Annotated in this window: 14 protein-coding genes; all 14 read right to left on the minus strand. The window is 58.6% G+C overall.

The features are described 5' to 3' along the window. Window positions 1-5 precede the first annotated feature (5 nt). Window positions 6-632 (minus strand): glutathione S-transferase family protein, encoded by a 627-nt coding sequence (locus OK411_RS01100; RefSeq protein ID WP_016772412.1) that lies wholly within the window; start codon window positions 630-632, stop codon window positions 6-8. A gap of 104 nt (window positions 633-736) precedes the next feature. Continuing rightward, on the minus strand, window positions 737-1,663 hold the full coding sequence (locus OK411_RS01105) for a LysR family transcriptional regulator (protein ID WP_264364297.1): 927 nt from the start codon (window positions 1,661-1,663) through the stop codon (window positions 737-739). A gap of 77 nt (window positions 1,664-1,740) precedes the next feature. Next, complete coding sequence (gene glmS, locus OK411_RS01110; RefSeq protein ID WP_264364298.1) at window positions 1,741-3,573, minus strand: glutamine--fructose-6-phosphate transaminase (isomerizing); 1,833 nt, start codon at window positions 3,571-3,573, stop codon at window positions 1,741-1,743. A gap of 2 nt (window positions 3,574-3,575) precedes the next feature. Beyond that, the gene (locus tag OK411_RS01115; protein WP_016772409.1) at window positions 3,576-4,352 is read right to left on the minus strand and encodes a DeoR/GlpR family DNA-binding transcription regulator; all 777 of its coding nucleotides are present in this window, start codon (window positions 4,350-4,352) and stop codon (window positions 3,576-3,578) included. Between the two features lie 207 nt (window positions 4,353-4,559). Further along, entirely contained in the window at window positions 4,560-5,927 is a 1,368-nt protein-coding gene (glmU, locus tag OK411_RS01120) for a bifunctional UDP-N-acetylglucosamine diphosphorylase/glucosamine-1-phosphate N-acetyltransferase GlmU (RefSeq protein WP_016772408.1), read from the minus strand. A gap of 118 nt (window positions 5,928-6,045) precedes the next feature. Then, window positions 6,046-6,471 carry a F0F1 ATP synthase subunit epsilon gene (locus tag OK411_RS01125; protein ID WP_016772407.1) on the minus strand — a complete coding sequence of 142 codons (426 nt, stop codon included), beginning with the start codon at window positions 6,469-6,471 and terminating at the stop codon, window positions 6,046-6,048. 45 nt (window positions 6,472-6,516) lie between these two features. Next, window positions 6,517-7,896: a F0F1 ATP synthase subunit beta gene (atpD, locus tag OK411_RS01130; RefSeq protein ID WP_016772406.1), complete on the minus strand. Its 1,380-nt coding sequence runs from the start codon at window positions 7,894-7,896 to the stop codon at window positions 6,517-6,519. A gap of 27 nt (window positions 7,897-7,923) precedes the next feature. Then, window positions 7,924-8,784: a F0F1 ATP synthase subunit gamma gene (gene atpG / locus OK411_RS01135; RefSeq protein ID WP_007911960.1), complete on the minus strand. Its 861-nt coding sequence runs from the start codon at window positions 8,782-8,784 to the stop codon at window positions 7,924-7,926. Between the two features lie 50 nt (window positions 8,785-8,834). Further along, window positions 8,835-10,379, minus strand: a complete 1,545-nt coding sequence (gene atpA, locus OK411_RS01140; RefSeq protein ID WP_016772405.1) for a F0F1 ATP synthase subunit alpha — start codon at window positions 10,377-10,379, stop codon at window positions 8,835-8,837. Between the two features lie 21 nt (window positions 10,380-10,400). Then, window positions 10,401-10,937 (minus strand): F0F1 ATP synthase subunit delta, encoded by a 537-nt coding sequence (locus OK411_RS01145; RefSeq protein ID WP_016772404.1) that lies wholly within the window; start codon window positions 10,935-10,937, stop codon window positions 10,401-10,403. Between the two features lie 12 nt (window positions 10,938-10,949). Beyond that, window positions 10,950-11,420: a F0F1 ATP synthase subunit B gene (locus OK411_RS01150; RefSeq protein WP_016772403.1), complete on the minus strand. Its 471-nt coding sequence runs from the start codon at window positions 11,418-11,420 to the stop codon at window positions 10,950-10,952. Window positions 11,421-11,478: 58 nt separating this feature from the next. Then, window positions 11,479-11,736, minus strand: coding sequence for a F0F1 ATP synthase subunit C (gene atpE, locus OK411_RS01155; protein WP_003097235.1), 258 nt, complete (start codon window positions 11,734-11,736; stop codon window positions 11,479-11,481). A gap of 133 nt (window positions 11,737-11,869) precedes the next feature. Next, complete coding sequence (atpB, locus tag OK411_RS01160) at window positions 11,870-12,739, minus strand: F0F1 ATP synthase subunit A (RefSeq protein WP_016772402.1); 870 nt, start codon at window positions 12,737-12,739, stop codon at window positions 11,870-11,872. A 16-nt stretch (window positions 12,740-12,755) separates the two neighbouring features. Then, window positions 12,756-13,163, minus strand: coding sequence for a F0F1 ATP synthase subunit I (locus tag OK411_RS01165; protein WP_016772401.1), 408 nt, complete (start codon window positions 13,161-13,163; stop codon window positions 12,756-12,758). Window positions 13,164-13,292: the final 129 nt, after the last annotated feature.

Below are 13,292 nucleotides of genomic sequence, written 5' to 3' on the forward strand. Positions count from 1 at the left end.
GGAGATCACGCGGTTTTCTGCAACCCTGCCACCGTACGCGGCATCGCGACAAAACCCGGCAACGCTTCGATCCGTGCCAGCCAGGCGCGAACATTGGCGTAGTCATCCAGCGAGACATTGCCCTCCGGCGCGTGAGCAACGTAGCTGTAGGCAGACACGTCAGCGATGGTCGGCTCTTCGCCCGCCAGATACGCTGTTTTGCCCAACTCCAGCTCCATGACCTTGAGCAGGTTGTGCGCACGGCCAATGACTTCCTCGGCATTCAGTTGCGCACCAAACACCGTGATCAGGCGTGCCGCCGCCGGGCCAAAGGCAATCGGTCCCGCCGCTGCCGACAGCCAGCGCTGCACATGCGCTGCGCCCACCGGGTCGGCCGGCAGCCAGCGTCCGTTGCCGTATTTCTGCGCCAGATAAACCAGAATCGCGTTGGAATCGGCCAGCACCACGCCGTTGTCATCAATCGCTGGCACTTGGCCAAAGCTGTTGATCGCCAGGTACTGCGGCTGCTTGTGCTCACCTTTGGCCAGATCGACGAAGATCAGCTCGGTCGGCAGTTGCAGCAGCGACAGCATCAACTCGACGCGGTGCGCGTGACCGGAACGGGGAAAGTTGTAGAGTTTGATCGCTTGCATGGTCGACTCCGCTGGAAAGTGACGTCGCTACGGGGATGAGCGCGCCGATGGAGTCATCATCCATGGGTTGCCGGAACAACAGAATAACCACCCACTGCAATCGATTATTTCATCTCGTGCAATAACGCCGCTGCGTTCAAGGCCGGATGCTCGCGCAGCGCCTTCACGGCGAAGTCGACAAAACTGCGGATCCGCGCCGGCGCCTTGCGCCCGCCCTGATACACCACATGAATCGGCAACGGCGGCAATTCAAACTTGGCGAGGACGATTTCCAGCTCGCCCGCTGCGACCTTGTCCGCTACTTGATAGGACAGCACTCGCGTCAGGCCCAGGCCTTTTCGCGCGGCGGTGATCGCCGACTGATTGGCCGTGACGGTCAGGCGCGGTTCGGTGCGCACACTGAGTGCTTCACCGCCGTCGAGAAACGGCCAGTTGCGTTGCTGACCGATCGCCGACGTCGCCACCACCGGCAGCCCGGCCAATGCCTGCGGATGCTCCGGGCGGCCATGCTCAGCCAGAAACTCCGGCGAGGCGCAGATCACTCGCCGCACTTCCCCGACGCGAATCGCATGCTGATTGCTGTCCGGCAGCTCACCGATGCGCACTGCGACATCAATGCCCTCCTCGACCATGTTGACGACCCGGTCCAGCAACAGCGCGTTGATCGACACATCCGGGTAGCGACAGAGGTAATCGGCCATCACCGGCGTGACGAACAGATCACCAAACAGCACCGGCGCAGTGATCGTCAACTGCCCGCGCGGCAAGGCATGGCTGCCTGCCGCCGAATCCTCGGCCTCCTGCACCTCGGCAAGAATCCGCCGGCAGTCATCGAAATAACGCTGCCCGGCTTCGGTGAGATGCACGGTGCGCGTGGTACGCACCAGCAGCTGCGTACCGATATGCTGCTCCAGCGCCGCCACCGCCCGGGTGACGCTCGCCGCCGACAGACCCAGACGCCGCGAAGCCGCCGAAAAGCCTTGCTCTTGGGCGACGACAACGAAGATCTGCATTTCCTGAAAGCGGTCCATGGGATTCCTCGGCGGCGGATACGACAATCGCAGCCGAGGCTGCGATTGTGGGAAAGCTTAGATCAACGGTGGATAACTTATTCCACGGTCACCGATTTCGCCAGGTTGCGCGGTTGATCGACGTCGGTGCCCTTGAGCACGGCGACGTAGTACGACAACAGTTGCAACGGGATCGTATAAAGGATCGGCGAGAGAATGTCGTGGATGTGTGGCATTTGCACCACGTGGGTACCTTCGCCGTTGGTCATCGCAGCCTTCTCATCCGCGAACACGATCAACTCGCCGCCGCGAGCGCGGACTTCCTGCAGGTTGGACTTGAGCTTTTCCAGCAGTTCGTTGTTTGGCGCGACGGTCACCACTGGCATGTCGTTATCCACAAGTGCCAGCGGCCCGTGTTTGAGCTCGCCGGCCGGGTAGGCTTCGGCATGGATGTAGGAGATTTCCTTGAGCTTCAAGGCACCTTCCATCGCGACCGGGAATTGCGCGCCACGGCCGAGGAACAGGGTGTGGTTTTTCTCGGCGAACAGCTCGGCGATTTTTTCCACGGTGCTGTCCATCGCCAGCGCTTCGCCGAGACGGGTCGGCAGGCGACGCAGTTCTTCGACGAGTGTGGCTTCGACGCCGTTAGCCAGAGTGCCGCGCACCTGACCCAGCGACAGGGTCAGCAGCAACAGGCCTACCAGTTGTGTGGTAAAGGCTTTGGTCGAGGCCACACCGATTTCGCGACCGGCCTGGGTCAACAGCGTCAGATCGGATTCACGCACCAGCGAGCTGATGCCGACGTTGCAGATCGCCAGGCTGGCGAGGAAGCCCAGCTCCTTGGCATTGCGCAGCGCCGCGAGGGTGTCAGCGGTTTCACCGGACTGCGAGATGGTCACGAACAGCGTGTCCGGCTGCACCACCACTTTGCGATAACGGAATTCGCTGGCGACTTCGACCTGGCACGGAATACCGGCCAGTTCTTCGAGCCAGTAACGCGCGACCATGCCGGCGTGATAACTGGTGCCGCAGGCGACGATCTGCACATTGCGCACTTTGGCAAACAGCTCGGCAGCTTGCGGACCGAAGGCCTCAACCAGCACCTGATTGTTGCCCAGGCGACCTTCGAGGGTGCGCTGGACCACGGCCGGTTGTTCGTGGATTTCCTTGAGCATGTAGTGGCGGAACTCGCCCTTGTCGGCGGCTTCGGCACCGTCGGTGTACTGCACGGTCTGGCGCTCGACAGCGTTGCCGTTTACGTCCCAGATCTGCACGCTGTCGCGACGGATTTCAGCGATATCGCCTTCTTCCAGGTACATGAAGCGATCAGTGACCTGACGCAGAGCGAGTTGGTCGGAAGCGAGGAAGTTCTCGCCCAGGCCCAGGCCGATCACCAATGGACTGCCACTGCGCGCGGCGACCAGACGATCCGGTTGCTGTGCGTTGATCACTGCCAGACCGTAGGCGCCATGCAGCTCCTTGACGGTCGCTTTGAGCGCGGCAGTCAGGTCCGGTTGTTCCTTGAGCTTGTGGGTCAGCAGGTGCGCGATGACTTCGGTGTCGGTGTCCGAGCTGAACGCATAGCCCAGCGCTTTCAGCTGTTCGCGCAGAGCTTCGTGGTTCTCGATGATGCCGTTGTGCACCACCGCAATGTCACCGGAAAAATGCGGGTGGGCATTGCGCTCGCACGGCGCGCCATGGGTAGCCCAACGGGTGTGGGCGATACCGAGGCGCCCGGCCAGCGGCTGTTCGGCCAGCGCGGTTTCCAGTTCGCTGACCTTGCCCGGACGGCGCATGCGTTCCAGGGTCTGGTCGTTGGTATAAACCGCCACACCGGCGCTGTCATAGCCGCGGTATTCGAGGCGCTTCAGGCCTTCAAGAAGGATGGCGGTGATATTACGTTCAGCTACTGCGCCGACAATGCCACACATGGTTATTTCTCCTGACTGACAGCCGCACAGATCAAGGTGATCCCGCGGGCCTGAAGCTGATCGCGTGCCTCGACAGACAGGCGATCATCGGTAATGAGGGTATGGATGCTGCTCCAGGGCAGCTCCAGGTTGGGAATCTTGCGACCGATCTTGTCGGCCTCGACCATGACGATCACTTCTCGCGCAACGTCGGCCATGACCCGGCTGAGGCCGAGCAGTTCATTGAAGGTAGTGGTGCCGCGAACCAGATCGATGCCGTCAGCGCCGATAAATAGTTGATCGAAGTCGTAGGAGCGTAGTACTTGCTCGGCGACCTGGCCCTGAAAGGATTCCGAGTGCGGATCCCAAGTGCCGCCGGTCATCAGCAGCACCGGCTCGTGTTCCAGTTCGCTCAAGGCATTGGCGACATGCAGCGAGTTGGTCATCACCACCAGACCCGGTTGCTGGCCCAGTTCGGGGATCATCGCGGCGGTGGTGCTGCCGCTGTCGATGATGATGCGCGCGTGCTCGCGGATGCGTTTGACCGCCGCGCGGGCGATCGCCTGCTTGTACTTGGAAATACTCTGCGCCGTTTCTGCGACCAGCTCTTGCGGCATGGTGATCGCCCCGCCGTAACGACGCAGCAACAGACCATGGGTTTCCAGCGCCGCGAGATCCTTGCGAATCGTAACTTCGGAAGTTTCGAAACGCTTGGCCAGCTCGTCGACACTGACTTCGCCCTGCTCATTGAGCAAGGCGAGAATGTTATGGCGACGTTGAGGAGTATTGCGTTTGGACATGGCAGCTTTAGTTTCGATTCGAAAGATAACGCAAGCAATGAAACTCTATCGAAAGGTTGCCGTCAAGACGCGGGGAGAAAAATTCAGAAAGATTGAAATGACTGTGGAAGCGAGTCCGCTCGCGAAAGGGCAGTCTCAGCCACTGAAGACGTGACTGACAAACCGCATTCGCGAACAGGCTCGCTCCCACAAGAGGTTGTGGATAAATCAGGATTTCTTGATTTTTTCCGGGCGCTTCCAGCCGTCAATGTTCTTCTGACGGGCTCGGCCAACCGCCAACTGAGCGTTATCCACATTTTGCGTGATGGTCGAGCCGGCAGCAGTAGTTGCACCATTGGAAATATCCACAGGCGCGACCAGCGAGTTGTTGGAACCGATGAAAACGTCAGCGCCCAACACGGTTTTCCACTTGTTGGCGCCATCGTAGTTGCAGGTGATGGTGCCGGCGCCGATGTTGGTGCGTGCGCCGATTTCGGCATCGCCCAGATAGGTCAGATGGCCAGCCTTGGCACCCTCGCCCATGTGGGCGTTTTTCAGCTCAACGAAGTTACCGACATGGGCGCGCGCTTCGAGCACGGTGCCCGGGCGCAAACGCGCGAAGGGACCGGCGTCGCTGCCTTCACCGAGAATGGCACCTTCGATATGACTGTTGGCCTTGATTACCACGCCTTTGCGCAGGGTACTGTCCTTGATCACGCAGTTCGGGCCGATCTGTACGTCGTCTTCAATGATCACCTTGCCTTCCAGGATCACGTTGATGTCGATCAGCACATCGCGGCCTACGCTGACTTCGCCACGCACATCGAAACGCGCCGGGTCACGCAGGGTCACGCCCTGAGCCATCAGGCGACGGCCGGCGCGCAACTGGTAATGACGCTCCAGTTCAGAGAGCTGCTTGCGATCATTGGCGCCCTGCACTTCCATCGGGTCGTGCGGTTGTTCGGTGGCAACCACCAGACCATCGCTGACCGCCATTTCGATCACGTCGGTGAGGTAGTACTCGCCCTGCGCATTGTTGTTCGACAGGCGGCTCATCCAGTCCGCCAGACGATCGGCCGGCACAGCGAGGATGCCGGTGTTGCCTTCGGTGATCGCACGTTGCGCTTCGCTGGCGTCTTTGTGCTCGACGATTGCCGCGACCTTGCCGTCAGCATCACGCACGATGCGGCCGTAACCGGTCGGGTCATCCAGCTCGACAGTGAGCAAACCCATCTGGCCCGGCACGACATGCTTGAGCAGACGTTGCAGGGTTTCCACTTCAATCAGAGGCACATCGCCGTAAAGAATCAGCACAGTGTCGGCATCAATGAACGGCACCGCCTGGGCGGTGGCATGGCCAGTGCCCAGTTGCTTGTCCTGCAACACGAAATTCAGGTCATCAGCTGCCAGACGCTCACGCACCACATCGGCACCGTGACCGATCACCACGTGAATGCGCTGTGGATCAAGTTGCCGAGCGCTGTGGATAACATGGCCGAGCATGGAGTTGCCGGCAATCGGGTGCAGCACTTTGGGCAGCGCCGAGCGCATGCGAGTGCCTTGACCGGCCGCGAGGATAACGATTTCGAGAGACATGACTGGCTACCAATCCTGGGTGGTCAGCAACTGCGACCGGTTTGTGGGAATTCGGAAAAGAAAAAAGGGTAGCCGAGGCTACCCTTTTTTATCAATCGCACAATAAGCGGCTGACGGATTAACCGCCAAACTTCTTGCGGATCTGCTGGACGGTGCGCAGCTGGGCTGCAGCCTCGGCCAGACGTGTGGCAGCGGCGCCGTAATCGAAGTCCGCGCCTTTTTCGTTCAGGGCATTCTCGGCAGCCTTGAGAGCTGCCTGAGCCTGAGCTTCATCCAGGTCGGCGGCACGTTGCACGGTATCGGCAAGTACCTTGACCATGTTCGGCTGAACCTCGAGGAAACCACCGGAGATGTAGAACACCTCGGCTTCCCCGCCTTGCTTGATCAGGCGGATCGGACCCGGCTTGAGATTAGTGATCAGCGGCGCGTGACCCAGAGCGATACCAAGATCACCCAGTGCACCGTGCGCAATCACCATCTCGACCAGGCCGGAAAAGATTTCCCCTTCCGCGCTGACGATATCGCAATGGACTGTCATAGCCATCTGATTGCCTCAACCTAAATTAGCGCCCGTTGCCGGGCGCCGGGATTACAGTTTCTTGGCTTTCTCGATCGCTTCTTCGATGCCGCCAACCATGTAGAACGCTTGTTCTGGCAGGTGGTCGTAGTCACCGTTGAGGATGCCTTTGAAGCCAGCAATGGTGTCTTTCAGGGAAACGTATTTACCCGAAGCACCGGTGAAGACTTCAGCCACGAAGAACGGCTGCGACAAGAAGCGCTGGATCTTACGAGCACGGTTAACCAACTGTTTGTCGGCTTCCGACAGCTCGTCCATACCCAGGATCGCGATGATGTCTTTCAGCTCTTTGTAACGCTGCAGAACATACTGAACGCCGCGAGCGGTGTCGTAGTGGTCCTGACCGATCACGTTCGGGTCCAGCTGGCGCGAAGTCGAATCCAGTGGATCTACCGCTGGGTAGATACCCAGGGAAGCAATGTCACGGGACAGAACGACGGTGGCGTCCAAGTGGGCGAAGGTGGTCGCTGGCGACGGGTCGGTCAAGTCGTCCGCAGGTACGTATACCGCTTGGATCGAGGTGATCGAACCTTCCTTGGTCGAAGTGATACGTTCCTGCAGAACGCCCATCTCTTCAGCCAGGGTCGGCTGGTAACCTACTGCCGAAGGCATACGGCCCAGCAGTGCGGATACTTCAGTACCGGCCAGGGTGTAACGATAGATGTTGTCGACGAACAGCAGAACGTCGTTACCTTCGTCACGGAACTTCTCGGCCATGGTCAGGCCAGTCAGTGCTACGCGCAGACGGTTTCCCGGCGGCTCGTTCATCTGACCGTAAACCAGTGCCACTTTGTCCAGAACGTTGGAGTCCTTCATCTCGTGGTAGAAGTCGTTACCCTCACGAGTACGCTCACCCACACCGGCGAACACGGAATAACCGCTGTGCTCGATGGCGATGTTACGGATCAGTTCCATCATGTTTACGGTTTTGCCTACACCGGCACCACCGAACAGACCGACTTTACCGCCCTTGGCGAACGGGCAGACCAGGTCGATAACCTTGATGCCGGTTTCCAGCAGGTCGTTGCCGCCTGCTTGCTCGGCGAACGAAGGTGCTGCGCGGTGAATGCCCCAGCGCTCTTCGGTGTCGATCGGGCCAGCTTCGTCGATCGGGTTACCGAGGACGTCCATGATCCGGCCCAGGGTCGCTTTACCGACCGGTACGGAGATGGCTGCGCCAGAGTCGGTGACTTCCAGACCGCGCTTCAAGCCCTCGGTGGAACCCATCGCAATGGTACGCACCACGCCGTCGCCCAGCTGCTGCTGAACTTCCAGGGTGGTTGCGGCCGCGCTTTGTACAGTCAGCGCGTTGTAGATGCTCGGTACGCTGTCGCGTGGAAATTCCACGTCGATAACGGCGCCGATGATTTGAACGATACGTCCGCTACTCATAGCTGGATCCTCTGAATATTTGAACCGTTAAACCGCGGCAGCGCCGCCGACGATTTCCGAGATCTCTTGGGTGATCGCAGCCTGACGCGCCTTGTTGTAGATCAGCTGCAAATCGCTGATCAAATCACCGGCGTTGTCGGTAGCGTTCTTCATCGCGATCATCCGCGCAGCCTGTTCAGCCGCGTTGTTCTCGACCACCGCCTGGTAGACCTGCGACTCGACGTAACGGACCATCAAGCCGTCAAGCAGCTCTTTGGCGTCCGGTTCGTAGAGATAGTCCCAGTGGTGCTTGAGATCCTGATCCGGGGTTGCCACCAGTGGAATCAACTGCTCCACGGTAGGCTGTTGCGTCATGGTGTTGATGAACTTGTTGGACACCACGGACAGGCGGTCGATACGGCCGTCCAGGTAGGCATCCAGCATCACCTTGACGCTGCCGATCAGGTCATTGATCGACGGCTCTTCACCCAGGTGGCTGATAGCTGCAACGACGTTACCGCCGAAGTTGCGGAAAAAGGCCGCACCCTTGCTACCGACTACACACAGATCAATCTCGACGCCGTTTTCGCGGTTTACCGCCATGTCCTTGACCAGGGCCTTGAACAGGTTGGTGTTCAAGCCGCCGCACAGACCACGGTCACTGCTCACGACGACATAACCGACGCGCTTGATTTCGCGGTCGATCATGAACGGGTGGCGGTATTCCGGGTTGGCGTTGGCCAGATGCCCAATTACCTGGCGGATACGCTCCGCATAAGGACGGCTAGCAGCCATGCGCATTTGTGCCTTGCGCATTTTGCTGACCGCCACTTTTTCCATGGCGCTGGTAATCTTTTGCGTGCTTTTGATGCTCGCAATCTTACTGCGAATCTCTTTTGCGCCTGCCATGTAACACCTATCAGGTTAGCAAGCGGGAGCCTCGCGGCTCCCGCTGCGGCTTACCAGGTTTGGGTGGCCTTGAACTTCTCGATACCGGCTTTCATGCCAGCGTCGATTTCGTCATTGAAGTCACCTTTAACGTTGATCTTGGCCATCAAATCGGCGTGATCGCGGTTGAAGAAAGCAATCAGCGCTTGCTCGAAGCTGCCGACCTTGGCGATTTCAATGTCAGTCAGGAACCCACGCTCAGCGGCATACAGCGACAGCGCCATGTCAGCGATCGACATTGGTGCGTATTGCTTCTGCTTCATCAGCTCGGTAACGCGCTGACCATGCTCAAGTTGCTTGCGGGTCGCTTCGTCCAGGTCAGAAGCGAACTGGGCGAATGCCGCCAGTTCACGGTACTGAGCCAGAGCGGTACGGATACCACCGGAGAGCTTCTTGATGATCTTGGTCTGAGCGGCACCACCCACACGGGATACCGAAACACCGGCGTTCACTGCAGGGCGGATGCCCGAGTTGAACATGGCCGATTCCAGGAAGATCTGACCGTCGGTGATGGAAATCACGTTGGTCGGAACGAACGCGGAAACGTCGCCAGCCTGGGTTTCGATGATCGGCAGTGCGGTCAGGGAACCGGTTTTGCCGGTCACTGCGCCGTTGGTGAACTTCTCTACGTACTCTTCCGAAACGCGGGATGCGCGCTCCAGCAGACGGGAGTGGAGATAGAACACGTCGCCTGGGTAAGCTTCACGGCCTGGTGGACGGCGCAGCAACAGGGAGATCTGGCGGTAAGCCACTGCCTGCTTGGACAGATCGTCATAAACGATCAGCGCGTCTTCACCGCGGTCGCGGAAGAATTCACCCATGGTGCAACCGGAGTACGGTGCCAGGAATTGCAGCGCAGGAGATTCCGAAGCACTGGCAGCCACGATGATCGTGTTGGCCAGGGCGCCGTTTTCTTCCAGCTTGCGAACCACGTTGGCGATGGTCGATTGCTTCTGACCGATGGCTACGTAGACGCAGAAAATGCCGCTGTCTTTCTGGTTGATGATCGCGTCGATCGCCAGAGCGGTTTTACCGATCTGACGGTCACCGATGATCAGCTCACGCTGGCCACGGCCGACAGGGATCATGGCATCGACAGCCTTGTAGCCAGTCTGTACAGGCTGGTCTACCGACTTACGCCAGATCACGCCTGGAGCAACTTTCTCGACCGCGTCGGTCTCGGTGTTGCCCAGTGGACCTTTGCCGTCAACAGGGTTACCCAGAGCATCGACTACGCGGCCCAGCAATTCCTTACCAACAGGAACTTCGAGGATGCGGCCGGTGCACTTGGCGCTCATGCCTTCAGCCAGCGACTGGTAGGAGCCCAATACCACGGCACCTACGGAGTCCTGCTCCAGGTTGAGGGCCATACCGTAGACGCCGCCCGGAAACTCGATCATCTCGCCGTACATGACGTCGGCCAGACCGTGAATCCGCACGATGCCGTCAGATACGCTGACGACAGTGCCTTCGTTACGGGCTTGGGAGGTCACATCGAGCTTGTCGATGCGGCCCTTGATAATTTCACTTATTTCGGAAGGATTGAGTTGCTGCATTGCTCTGCTGCCCCTTCAAACTCAAGATTTCAATGCTTCGGCAAGTTTCGCGATTTTGCCGCGAATCGAGCCATCGATAACCAGGTCGCCGGCGCGGATCACGACACCACCAATCAAGGCAGCGTCCTCCGCAACTTGCAGGCGCACTTCCCGGTTGAGTCGTGCACTGAGAACCTTGGCGAGTTTGTCTTGCTGTTCTTGGTTCAATGCAAATGCACTGGTTACTTCAACGTCTACCGATTTCTCTTGTTCGGCCTTGTACAGGTCGAACAGAGCGGCGATCTCCGGCAGAAGCAGGAGACGGTCGTTCTCGGCAACGACGTTGATGAAATTGCGTGCCTTTTCATCAAACTTGTCGCCGCACACGTCAATGAACGTGGCGGCCTTTTCTGCGCTCGTCAGTCGCGGGGCCTTGAGCACGCGCTGCAGGGTGTCGTCTTGCGACACCGCTGCTGCCAGGCCGAGCATGGCTGACCAATTGGCCAGTTGCTGGTGGGCCTGAGCGTGCTCGAAGGCCGCCTTAGCGTAAGGTCGGGCCAACGTGGTCAGTTCTGCCATGATCGCCCTCGCTTAGATTTCAGCAGCCAGTTGGTTAACCAGCTCTGCGTGCGCGTTTTGATCGATTGTGGCACCCAGGATCTTCTCGGCGCCGCCGACAGCCAGCAAGCCCACTTGGGCACGCAGCTTGTCTTTGACGCTGTTCAGTTCCTGTTCGATCTCGGCTTGAGCCTGAACCTTCACACGGTCAGCGTCGATACGGGCTTTTTCAACAGCCTCTTCGACGATCTGGTTACCGCGTTTCTTGGCTTGCTCGATGATTTCAGCTGCCTGAGCTTTCGCTTCGCGCAGTTGCTGACCCGCTTTCTCTTGGGCCAACTCCAGGTCGCGAGCTGCACGGCTGGCAGCGTCCAGACCATCAGCGATCTTCTTTTGACGTTCGTGCAGAGCAGCGATGACCGGAGGCCATACATACTTCATGCAGAACAGTACAAAAATCAGGAACGCAACGGACTGGCCAATCAGGGTCGCATTAATGTTCACGCCAACACCTCGCAGTTACGTTGTCCATCACACCAAATTACCCGGAAGATCCGAGTAATCAGCCAGCGATCTGACCAACGAACGGGTTCGCAAAGGTGAAGAACAGAGCGATACCAACACCGATCATGGTTACGGCGTCGAGCAGACCGGCAACGATGAACATTTTCACTTGCAGCATTGGAACCATTTCTGGCTGACGCGCTGCGCCTTCCAGGAACTTGCCGCCCAGCAGGCCGAAACCAATTGCGGTACCCAGTGCGCCCAGGCCGATCAACAGTGCAACAGCGATAGCGGTTAGACCAACTACAGTTTCCATCTTTCCTCCCGACTTTTACGTCGTATGGTTTAGGTTTTTTAGATTAAAGCGGTAAAACAAATCGTTTCAGCTGCCCCGCAAGGAGCTCCCTCCCGTTTGACCGGGAGGAACATCAGACTAGTCGAGACTGGTCTTAATGGTTTTCTTCGTGCGCCATCGACAGGTAGACGATGGTCAGCATCATGAAGATGAACGCCTGCAGGGTGATGATCAGGATGTGGAATACAGCCCACGCCCACTGCAGAACAACGCCCAGGCCGCTGAGCCAGAGCAGGCCGCTGCCGAACATCACAGCGATCAGAATGAACACCAGCTCGCCGGCATACATGTTGCCGAACAGACGCAGAGCCAGAGAGATCGGCTTGGCGATCAGGGTGACGAATTCCAGCAGGAAGTTCACCGGGATCAGCAGGGCCTGAACGAAGATGTTCTTGCTGCCGAACGGGTGCAGGGTCAGTTCGCCGATGAAGCCGCCGATGCCCTTGACCTTGATGCTGTAGAAAATGATCAGTGCGAACACCGAGAACGCCATGCCCAGAGTCGCGTTCGGGTCGGTGGTCGACACGGCGCGGAACGGGATGTGGGCATCGCCGGAGATCAGGATGGCCAGCTGAGGAATCCAGTCGACCGGTACCAGGTCGACGGCGTTCATCAGGAACACCCAGACGAAGATGGTCAGCGCCAGCGGTGCAATCACCGGGCTACGGCCATGGAAGCTGTCTTTCACGCTGCCATCGACGAATTCGACCAATACTTCAACGAAGTTCTGCAAGGCACCCGGCTGACCCGACGTCGCTTTCTTCGCCGCCATGCGGAAAAGAAGAACGAAGATCAGACCCAGCGCGACCGACCAGCCGAGGGTATCGACGTGGAAAGCCCAGAAGCCCATTTCCTTGGCCTCTGCTGCGGTGTGGGCAAAGCCCCAGCCGCCGTTGGGTAGCTGACCGAAAGTCAGGTTCTGCAAGTGGTGCTGGATATAGCCCGAAGCGGTTGTCTCTGCCATGGTTGCCTCAAACGCCCTAAGGTCTCGAAAGTCTTGTTCTCATCAGCAGGGGAGCGAACCAGCTGACCGACTGCGTCAGCACGAACACGCCGAATACTGCGATCGGCGCCAGTGGCTTCACACCTGCGAACACCAGTGCAAACAGCACTGCCGTCAAAATAAGTTTGCCTGCCTCGCCGGCATAAAAAGACCGGACGATGGACTGGGCTGCTCGGGCGCCGGAAAACCGAAATGCCCTGTGAGCGAAATAAACATTGGGCAGCAAGGCTATCAGGCCTCCGCAAAGTCCCGAGTATCCGGCAACGACTCCATGCCATTGCCAGAGCGCCAAAGCGGCAATGAGCAGAATGACAAATTGAGCCATCAACACCGGAAAAACCGCCAGGCGATGGAAAGGCAAGCGGTTTGGCGTGCGGGTTTCCATCACAGTTGCTCTCCAATGGTCGGCTGCCGAAATTCAATAACTTGGCATAATTTGTGCCGACAAAATGCGCGCAGAGTATAGGGGCGGTTCTGCCCCTATTCAACTGTCAGGTAGTGATTTCCGACTGCG

It is taken from the genome of Pseudomonas sp. RG1 (assembly GCF_025910115.1).
Lineage (GTDB): Bacteria > Pseudomonadota > Gammaproteobacteria > Pseudomonadales > Pseudomonadaceae > Aquipseudomonas > Aquipseudomonas atacamensis.

What these genes read in the sequence shown, in the direction of transcription:
- OK411_RS01145 (WP_016772404.1), bottom strand. Translation starts at nt 10,937, where the DNA reads ATGGCAGAACTGACCACGTTGGCCCGACCTTACGCTAAGGCGGCCTTC.
- OK411_RS01115 (WP_016772409.1), bottom strand. Translation starts at nt 4,352, where the DNA reads ATGTCCAAACGCAATACTCCTCAACGTCGCCATAACATTCTCGCCTTG.
- atpB (WP_016772402.1), bottom strand. Translation starts at nt 12,739, where the DNA reads ATGGCAGAGACAACCGCTTCGGGCTATATCCAGCACCACTTGCAGAAC.
- OK411_RS01125 (WP_016772407.1), bottom strand. Translation starts at nt 6,471, where the DNA reads ATGGCTATGACAGTCCATTGCGATATCGTCAGCGCGGAAGGGGAAATC.
- glmU (WP_016772408.1), bottom strand. Translation starts at nt 5,927, where the DNA reads ATGTCTCTCGAAATCGTTATCCTCGCGGCCGGTCAAGGCACTCGCATG.
- atpD (WP_016772406.1), bottom strand. Translation starts at nt 7,896, where the DNA reads ATGAGTAGCGGACGTATCGTTCAAATCATCGGCGCCGTTATCGACGTG.
- atpE (WP_003097235.1), bottom strand. Translation starts at nt 11,736, where the DNA reads ATGGAAACTGTAGTTGGTCTAACCGCTATCGCTGTTGCACTGTTGATC.
- OK411_RS01100 (WP_016772412.1), bottom strand. Translation starts at nt 632, where the DNA reads ATGCAAGCGATCAAACTCTACAACTTTCCCCGTTCCGGTCACGCGCAC.
- glmS (WP_264364298.1), bottom strand. Translation starts at nt 3,573, where the DNA reads ATGTGTGGCATTGTCGGCGCAGTAGCTGAACGTAATATCACCGCCATC.
- atpA (WP_016772405.1), bottom strand. Translation starts at nt 10,379, where the DNA reads ATGCAGCAACTCAATCCTTCCGAAATAAGTGAAATTATCAAGGGCCGC.
- OK411_RS01165 (WP_016772401.1), bottom strand. Translation starts at nt 13,163, where the DNA reads ATGGAAACCCGCACGCCAAACCGCTTGCCTTTCCATCGCCTGGCGGTT.
- atpG (WP_007911960.1), bottom strand. Translation starts at nt 8,784, where the DNA reads ATGGCAGGCGCAAAAGAGATTCGCAGTAAGATTGCGAGCATCAAAAGC.
- OK411_RS01105 (WP_264364297.1), bottom strand. Translation starts at nt 1,663, where the DNA reads ATGGACCGCTTTCAGGAAATGCAGATCTTCGTTGTCGTCGCCCAAGAG.